This is a genomic window from Pseudomonadota bacterium (genome assembly GCA_034660915.1).
Lineage (GTDB): Bacteria > Desulfobacterota > Anaeroferrophillalia > Anaeroferrophillales > Anaeroferrophillaceae > DQWO01.
The window spans coordinates 1-7,239 of record JAYEKE010000226.1 but is presented as its reverse complement, the minus strand read 5'-3'; the positions used below and the strand labels follow the sequence as shown (position 1 = coordinate 7,239).

Genomic DNA, 7,239 nt, shown 5'->3' with positions numbered 1-7,239 from the left:
AAACAAAATGGTATTTGATATCAAATCGAGTATGGGATGTTCTACGATAATGCTCCATACTCTTTACGTACTACAAGTTGTCGCCTAAAGGCGAGGGATTTTAGATCCCAAATAGAGACTATTAATGTTGATTCAGAACAAACCATTTTTATCAGTTCAGCAATTGGTTTCATTGTGTTTTGTCATATATGGTTTCGCAATCGTAATTAAAACTTCAAGGCAGAAAAGCTGACAATTCAGACCATTTGACCGGGAACCGCCGCCCGGTAATCAATGAGCGTCCCGGCCGGGGAAAAACTTTTAGCGTTAGTCGCAATAAACAAAAAAAAATGACACCTGCTATAAATGCTGCCAAGAAAGCCAAAATCACCTATATAGTACACGAATACGCCCATGATCCATCCTGTGAATCATATGGAACTGAAGCTGCAAAAAAATTAGGAGTACCCGAAGAAAGAGTATTCAAAACATTGATAGTAAGACATGGAACCAAAAAACTTGCCGTTGGTGTGGTTCCCGTATCATCCGTGCTTAACATGAAACTCTTTGCAAAGGTTGTTGGAGCAAAAAAAGCAAGTATGGCTGAAGTATCAGATGTGGAGAGAGCAACGGGTTATGTTTTAGGTGGAGTCAGTCCTCTGGGTCAAAGAAAGGAACTTGAAACCATAATTGATTCTTCTGCTAATAAATATTCAACAATATTTGTCAGCGCCGGCCGTAGAGGACTTGAAATAGAATTGAAACCACAGGACCTTGAGAAATTGACTCACGGGAAATTCGCAGAAATATGCAAGTAAAAGCTTCTAATGCGGGGCTGTGCCCGCAACCCAAATTAATGTGTCAGGATGTTCCGGCATGGCTCTCGCTCATTCTTGCCGGCCGTCCATGGCCGGTTTCCGAGGCGTCCGCCGCGAATCACATCGTGTGATTAGTTCGGCGGCCAATACCGCTATAAGCCAAGCCCGAACATCCTGAATGTGTTCCCGAGCCTTGCATAAGTTTCTTCATCGGAACCTTTGCCTGACGGCAAAGAACCCGTGAAGCACTTAGCAATTTCTTGTTTTTTTGACAGATTTTCAGTAGTAAGCTTCTAACGAATCAGTCGAGTACGGCCGTTTTTCAGGTAGCCAGAGCTAAAAATAAGCTTTGCAAACTACTGAACTTTAGCCTTGAGGCCCCATGAAAACTTGGTCCGTTTATATTTTACGATGTAGTGACGGCACTCTCTATACCGGCATTACCAACGATCTGGAAAAAAGGATCGAATCCCATTCCAATGGCCAAGGATCGAAGTATACCAGATCACGACTACCAGTAGAGTTGGTTTACTTAGAGCAGGCAGGAAATCGTGGCGAAGCAACCAGGCGCGAATTGGAAATTAAAGATTTGTCGCGAGGGGATAAAATGAAGATGGTTGGGACGACGTGGCATCCTCCCGGTTTAAAACGACCACAAAAGCATGTCTAACAGCAGGAAAAGGAGTGAACGTATGTCTGAATCAGCCACATTCATGGAACAAATAGAACCCCTGTTCAATTCACAGCCCCTGGCCGTACTGGCCACCAGCAGCGATAATTCACCCTACACAAGTTTGGTGGCCTTTGCCGCCACCGACGATCTCACCCGACTGATTTTTGCCACAATGCGGACAACTCGCAAATACACCAACCTCAGCAATAATCCGAACGTCTCCCTGCTCATCGACAACCGGTCCAACCAGGCAGAAGATTTCCACGATGCCATCGCCGTTACCGTAGTCGGCACAGTCACCGAAGCAACGGAAATTGAAAGGGAACAATTCCTGCCGCTCTATCTCGCCCGTCACCCGCTTTTGAAGGCATTCGTTCTGGATCCCTCGTGTACCCTGCTGATGGTACAGGTAAAAACCTATTACCTGGTCAGCCAGTTTCAAAGCGTGATGCAGTTAAACATGATCTCCTGACACCCATCAAGCTATGCTACGACCATCAATCCAGAGAAAAAGTGCCACCCGATCGCTCACATTTATTTAGCCTTGCAACCCCATTTAAAACATGATAAATAATATCTTATTAATATTATTTTATTGAGAATGCATAACATTTTTCCAGTAACAAGACAGAGAAAGCACCATGAACAGAGCCGTTGCAAAAATAGTAGTCTGCCCCCGTTGTCTGCCGGATGAATATTCTCTCACGGCAGTCATAGACGAAGAGGAAAAGGATGATATCCTTTCCGGTGAGCTGTGCTGTAGACATTGCGGCCATGCATATGCGATCAGGGAAGGAATCGCCTTTCTCAATCCTCGGCCCCGAACACCCGCCGCACATCTCCCCCGCTACGAAACCGACCTTCTTCTGGCATCGTACATTTGGAGCCACTATGCCGATTTGATGGCCGATCCGGAGGCCTCCACGGCATATCGGGAATGGAGTGCGCTGCTGAACAATGATGGCGGCTGGGGACTTGACATAGGGGCGGCGGTTGGCCGGTTCACCTTTGAGATGAGTCGGCAATGTGATTTTGTCATCGGCATCGACACCTCGGTTTCTTTTATCCGTGCCGCCCGCTGGCTGCTGCGGCAGAGAACGTTGTCGGTAGCCCTGCCCGAGGAGGGAAACCTCCAGCGCCAGGTTACCCTGCAGCTGCCGACAGACTGGTCAGCAGCTGCAATTGAGTTTATCGTTGCTGATGCCCAGGCACTGCCTTTCAAAGCAGGAATATTCAGCCAGCTTTCATCATTGAACCTGGTTGACAAACTGCCGCAGCCGCTGGCTCATCTGACCGAGATAAACCGGGTGGCCCGCCGGGAGCGGGCACAGCTGCTTTTTTCCGATCCCTTCTCATGGTCGCTGGAAGTTGCCAATGAAAAGGACTGGCTTGGAGGTACTGAAGCAGGCACCTACACCGGCTTCGGCCAGGACAACATCAAAAAACTACTCAGTAATCCCGCAGGCCCCCTGCAGCCTGCCTGGAAAGTAGCTGAAGAAGGCTCGGTATGGTGGAAAATTCGTTCCCACAGGAACCACTACGAATTGATCCGCAGCTGTTTCCTGCAGGCCGAACGGTGATTTACAGGAAGTTGATATGTTGCTTATAAAAGATACTGTCTGCCGTCTTTGTTCCGCCTGCTGTCCAGTAACGGCCGTAGTTGAAGACGGTTTACTAATCGAAGCATCAAGGAAAATAGCCCCTGGCCGGAAAAAAATTCTCCACTGCCCCAAACTGGCCGCTGCTCCGGAAATTATTTATGCCCCGGAACGTCTGGCAAAACCACTTATTCGCAGATCAAGATCAAGCAGTGTTTTTACTGAAATTTCCTGGGATGAAGCACTTGACCTGATGGCCTACCGCCTGCTGGACTGCAGAGATGAATATGGCGCCGGCAGCGTTGCCTGGCTGCGCGGCATGGCGGCCGACTGGGGTGTACCCTGGGACTATGCCAACCGGCTGATGAACGCCTTCGGTTCACCCAACACCATCGGCAATGGTTCAGTTTGCCATGTGGCCCGGGAAATGGCAAACATCTATACCTGCGGTGCCATGCCGTCAGCACACCCGGAGCAAGCCGCCTGCATTATGATCTGGGGGAAAAATGATCTTAACACTGCCCCGGCGGTTGGCGAGGCCGTTCTCGAAGCCATCGACAACGGGGCCAAACTTATCGTCGTCGATCCGGTGGAATCCGAACTGGCGCGCAAAGCCGATGTCTGGCTGCCCATCAGACCCGCCCATGACGGCTTACTGGCGATGGCGATGATCAATGAAATTATTGTCAATAATTTCATTGATCAGCAGTTCGTCGAACAATTCACCATCGGCTTCGCTGAACTCCGGCAAGCGGCCTCCGTCTTCCCGGTGGAAACAGTAGCCGCAGAAACCTGGCTCGAGGCATCCGCCATTAAAGAGGCAGCCCGCCTCTACGCCACCAGTGGACCAGCCTGCCTGATCGAGGGCAATGGACTCGACATGCAGTGCGAAGCCTTTCAGGCCACACGGGCGGTAAGCATGCTCCGGGCTTTGACCGGCAATCTCGACCGTCCAGGAGGCGACCTTCTGCCCCAACCCATCAAGCTGCGCAACCTGCAGCTGCGGGAAAAACTGCCGCCGGACACCATCGCCATCACCAGTGACTATGCTCTTTTTGACACTTTTCATGAAAATTGGGGACGCCACGCCCAGTCGTCTCTTATTGATGCCATTCTTGATGAAAAACCCTACCCGGTCAAAGCCCTGGTCGTCCAGTCCGGCAACCCGGCGGTGACCATGACCGATTCCAACAGGGTCAGGAAAGCTCTGGCAAAACTTGATTTCCTGGTAGTCATCGATCTCTTCAAAACCAAGACCGCAGATTTTGCTGATCTCATTCTGCCGGCTGCCAGCTGCTTCGAAGAAACCCAATTAAATCGGGCCTACGTACGCAACAATCCGGTCATTCTCCAGAACCAGGTGGTGGAACCTTATGGCGAAAGCCGGCCGGACTGGCAAATTATTTTCGCCCTGGCCCAAAGGCTGGGCCTGAAAGAATTTTTTCCCTGGTCCACGGTTGAGGAGGCACTTGACTACCAGCTTGAACCCGTCGGGTTGACGGTAGAAACTTTACGCACTCATCCAGACGGCCTGCAGATCGAGGAACTGCGCTATGAAAAATACCGCCGGGAGAGGTTTGCAACACCATCAGGGAAGATCGAGTTCTTTTCGGCCAGGCTTGCAGCAAGTGGTTTTCCACCGGTGCCTTTCGCCGATGGAAAATGGCAAAACCCACTGAGCTACACCTCTTCAAGTGATAAGGACTGGCTGGTGGCAATCAGCGGGGAGCGGGTCAACACCTTCACTCACACCCAATATCGTCAGATTTCCTCGCTGCGCCGGAAAAATCCCGAACCCTACATCGAAATCAGTCCGACCGACGCCGAACAACGAAAGATATACAACCGGGATCTGCTGCAGGTTGCGACCCCGCACGGAAAAATCCGCATGCCGGCCAGGATCTCACAGCGGGTGCAGCCGGGTTGCATCATGATCGCCTGGGGTTGGGGGGAAGTTGACGATAACTATAACCTCAACAACCTCACTGATGATTCGCTGCGTGATCCGATTACCGCCACCCCGTCCAATCGAGGTTTTTTGTGCCGGTTGGAAAAGGTTTGAACATCATTTACCGGACGGCATATTGTTTACGAATAACCTGCTGACTGAAAAGAATAAAGATGGCGGATAGAGAAAAAATAAAAATCCTGAAAAATCTTGGAAATCTGATAAGGAGGGCGGTATGAAAATATTTATCACTGGTGGTACTGGCTTTATTGGTAGCCACTTGACCAAAAAATTGGTGGGCGCTGAGCATCGAGTTACAGTATTGACCCGAAAAATTCGCCCAGGCCGCACCCTGCCGACTGGAGCCGTCTATTGTGAAGGCGACCCCAACGTTCCGGGTAAATGGCAGGAAATTTTGGCCGACCATGACATGGTGATCAACCTGGCCGGTGCTTCGATTATCGGCCGCTGGACCGAAACCAAAAAAGAAGAAATTCGCAATAGTCGCATCAACACCACTCACCACCTAGTCGACGGTATTGAAATGGCAGCCGCCAAAGGTCGGCAGATTGCCCTGTTGAGCACTTCGGCGGTCGGCTATTATGGCGACCGGGGTGATGAGCCACTAACTGAAGAAAGCAGCGCCGGAACTGATTTTCTTGGGCATTTGGCACAGGATTGGGAGCGGGAGGCTTTGCGGGCCGAAGAATATGGTGCTCGGGTGGTACGGTGCCGTTTTGGCCTGGTGCTGGGTTCCTCAGGTGGTGTCCTGGCTAAAATGCTACCGGCTTTCAAACTGGGGCTGGGAAGCCGACTGGGATCAGGCAGGCAATGGTTTCCCTGGATTCACCAGGGCGAGCTTGCCAACATTTTTGCCTACCTGGCTGATAAACCAGAACTTAGGGGAGTATTTAACTGCGTTGCTCCGGAGTCGGTTACCAACGATGAATTCACCCGGCAGCTGGCTCAGACCCTTGATCGCCGGGTGCTGCCGATCGGCGTTCCGGCCCTGGTACTAAAGCTGGCCTTCGGTGAGATGTCGACCGTACTTCTCGGAGGACAGCGGGTTTCGCCTGAAAACTTGCTACAGTCCGGCTATATTTTTCGTTTTCCCACATTATCCACAGCACTTGCCAACCTGCTCAAAAATGATTAAAAGCTATGGCATGGAGATAGTCTCCACAGCTAAAAAATGATTAACACCTATCAAACGATGGAGGAAAAAAATGGACCTGAGAAACTATTTCACTAACACCAAAGGCACAGGAATACTCGCCACTGCCAGCCGTGACGGCAAAGTCAACGCCGCCATCTACTCCCGACCCTACATTACTGATGATGGCTCAGCTGTCTTCATAATGGCCAACAAACTGACCCGCAATAACCTACAGGAGAACGGATCAGCTGTCTATCTCTTTCAGGAAAACAGGCCGGGCTACCAAGGATGTCGTCTCTATTTGAACAAAGTGAAAGAAGAACAAAATGATGCCCTGGTGGAACAGATCTGCAAACGCTGCAGGCTGTATGAGCAGTCAGGCGAGGAAAAAGATCTTGTGGTCGTCTTCTTCACCGTTGACCAAACTTTACCACTCATCGGCTCTGGAGACGTTCTTGACCCCACGGCGTGAGCTGACTGATTTACCCGGTCCCTTTACAGGCCGGGGATGGCGAAAAACTTAAACTCAAAAACTATGCGGGAAGATCCTAACTTTTTCAAATTATCGCTTATAGTGCTGAGAGAAACTTAACCTGTCAGTTCAAGTTTATTTTCTGAAGAAAGAGTTTCAGCACAAAGATTAAATAATCACAGAGCACGATACATTGTGCTGAAGCTTGATAATACTCAGAGAGGGAAACACAGCATGAAAGGTAAAATTCCAACCCGTGATGAGGCGCTAAAACTTCTTCATGAATATAATAAAAGCGACAGCCTATGCAAACATGCCTATGCTGTAGAGGGGGTTATGCGTTACCTCGCCAGAAAAAATAAAGAGGATGAAGATAAGTGGGGAATAATAGGCCTGATTCATGATCTTGATTACGAAAGATACCCGGATCAGCATTGCACCAAAACAAAAGAAATCCTTGAAGAACACGGCTGGCCAAAAGAATATATCCGGGCCGTTGTTTCCCACGGATGGGGAATATGCTCAGATGTTGAGCCTGAAACCACCTTGGAGAAAACACTTTATGCCATTGATGAATTAACGGGGCTTATCGCGG

8 protein-coding genes are annotated in these 7,239 nt (G+C 49.9%); all 8 read left to right on the top strand.

Annotated elements, in window-relative coordinates; translation table 11 throughout:
- Window positions 1–329 precede the first annotated feature (329 nt).
- Window positions 330–797 carry a Cys-tRNA(Pro) deacylase gene (ybaK, locus tag U9P07_12355; protein MEA2110196.1) on the top strand — a complete coding sequence of 156 codons (468 nt, stop codon included), beginning with the start codon at window positions 330–332 and terminating at the stop codon, window positions 795–797.
- A gap of 382 nt (window positions 798–1,179) precedes the next feature.
- A complete protein-coding gene (locus tag U9P07_12350; protein MEA2110195.1) occupies window positions 1,180–1,467 on the top strand; it encodes a GIY-YIG nuclease family protein in 288 nt (95 codons plus the stop codon).
- Window positions 1,468–1,489: 22 nt separating this feature from the next.
- Entirely contained in the window at window positions 1,490–1,942 is a 453-nt protein-coding gene (locus tag U9P07_12345; protein ID MEA2110194.1) for a pyridoxamine 5'-phosphate oxidase family protein, read from the top strand.
- A gap of 169 nt (window positions 1,943–2,111) precedes the next feature.
- Window positions 2,112–3,050 carry a methyltransferase domain-containing protein gene (locus U9P07_12340; GenBank protein ID MEA2110193.1) on the top strand — a complete coding sequence of 313 codons (939 nt, stop codon included), beginning with the start codon at window positions 2,112–2,114 and terminating at the stop codon, window positions 3,048–3,050.
- A gap of 16 nt (window positions 3,051–3,066) precedes the next feature.
- Window positions 3,067–5,130, top strand: coding sequence for a molybdopterin-dependent oxidoreductase (locus U9P07_12335; GenBank protein ID MEA2110192.1), 2,064 nt, complete (start codon window positions 3,067–3,069; stop codon window positions 5,128–5,130).
- A gap of 121 nt (window positions 5,131–5,251) precedes the next feature.
- The gene (locus tag U9P07_12330) at window positions 5,252–6,172 is read left to right on the top strand and encodes a TIGR01777 family oxidoreductase (protein MEA2110191.1); all 921 of its coding nucleotides are present in this window, start codon (window positions 5,252–5,254) and stop codon (window positions 6,170–6,172) included.
- A gap of 70 nt (window positions 6,173–6,242) precedes the next feature.
- A complete protein-coding gene (locus U9P07_12325; GenBank protein ID MEA2110190.1) occupies window positions 6,243–6,644 on the top strand; it encodes a pyridoxamine 5'-phosphate oxidase family protein in 402 nt (133 codons plus the stop codon).
- Window positions 6,645–6,878: 234 nt separating this feature from the next.
- On the top strand, window positions 6,879–7,239 hold a 361-nt coding region (locus U9P07_12320), incomplete at its 3' end, for a hydrolase (protein MEA2110189.1).

Bases quoted from the DNA above. Each gene is read 5' to 3' on its own strand.
- ybaK (MEA2110196.1), top strand. From the start codon at position 330: ATGACACCTGCTATAAATGCTGCCAAGAAAGCCAAAATCACCTATATA.
- U9P07_12350 (MEA2110195.1), top strand. From the start codon at position 1,180: ATGAAAACTTGGTCCGTTTATATTTTACGATGTAGTGACGGCACTCTC.
- U9P07_12345 (MEA2110194.1), top strand. From the start codon at position 1,490: ATGTCTGAATCAGCCACATTCATGGAACAAATAGAACCCCTGTTCAAT.
- U9P07_12340 (MEA2110193.1), top strand. From the start codon at position 2,112: ATGAACAGAGCCGTTGCAAAAATAGTAGTCTGCCCCCGTTGTCTGCCG.
- U9P07_12335 (MEA2110192.1), top strand. From the start codon at position 3,067: ATGTTGCTTATAAAAGATACTGTCTGCCGTCTTTGTTCCGCCTGCTGT.
- U9P07_12330 (MEA2110191.1), top strand. From the start codon at position 5,252: ATGAAAATATTTATCACTGGTGGTACTGGCTTTATTGGTAGCCACTTG.
- U9P07_12325 (MEA2110190.1), top strand. From the start codon at position 6,243: ATGGACCTGAGAAACTATTTCACTAACACCAAAGGCACAGGAATACTC.